Source organism: Rhizobium sp. PDO1-076 (assembly GCF_000247475.1).
Classification (GTDB): domain Bacteria; phylum Pseudomonadota; class Alphaproteobacteria; order Rhizobiales; family Rhizobiaceae; genus Allorhizobium.
The window spans coordinates 1-867 of record NZ_AHZC01000322.1; the positions used below are offsets into that span (position 1 = coordinate 1).

The 867-nt window shown below is 59.3% G+C and carries 1 protein-coding gene; it reads right to left on the reverse strand.

Translation table 11 applies throughout. The features are described from left to right. Window positions 1–426: 426 nt before the first annotated feature. Window positions 427–867 (reverse strand): IS110 family transposase (locus PDO_RS16050; protein ID WP_007604061.1); only part of this gene is annotated, 441 nt, incomplete at its 5' end.

Genomic DNA, 867 nt, shown 5'->3' on the forward strand with positions numbered 1-867 from the left:
TTCTGCTCGACCCCGACCGTCATAGGGAAGAGCTCCGTTTACTCTATGGCGCTCCGGGGTTCGGCATGCCTGGAGAGGTCTTCAATGCTGTCAGGCAGGTTCGTGAGACGGTTTCTGTTGCGCAGTAGGTAATCAAAGCTCGCCGGCTTATGCGACCGCAAATACCAATGACCGCTTCTCTAATCGGGCATTTGGGTCAAGCCCTTTCTGATGGTCGTTGGCCTGATCGTTCACGCGGGTCACGCTTCTCTTGGCAGTCTATTGGCCCCTCGCGTTCGGAGCCGCTGCACGCATGCATGGGATCAGGGTCTGGAGAACCTCGCTTTTGGACGCGCTTTGAAGGCGCAGCAGTCATTATCGGCTTCATCCATCCCGTCGTCCGCATGGGACGATCCGGCCAGGATCGGCTTAGGGGGCTTGCTTAGATCATGCAACAGCCTCCGATCCGAACCGGAACTCTGTGCCATCGCTCCACATACGATGCAGTACGACGGCAATTTTGCGGGCGACAGCAACGATCGCTCGCCGCCGCCCCTTGGTCTTCATCAGCCGCACGCCCCATGCTTTCAAGCTGCTCCAGGCAATCGAGCGCATGAGCATCGCGTTGGCGGCGGCGTAGAGTGTCGCCCGAACATCCGCGTCACCAGCGTGTGAGATGCGTCCGGGATTGTCTTTTTCCCCGGACTGGAAACGTCGCGGCGTCAGCCCAAAGTGGGCCCCTACTGTGCGTGAACTCTTGAAGCGGGTAGGATCGTCAACAGCAGCCTTACAGCTGAGCGTCGTAATCTCACCGACCCCTGGCATGCCCATAAATCGTGTGCAGATGGCATCTTCGCGGGCTGCCCTGCGTACTCGGCGGTCAAGCTC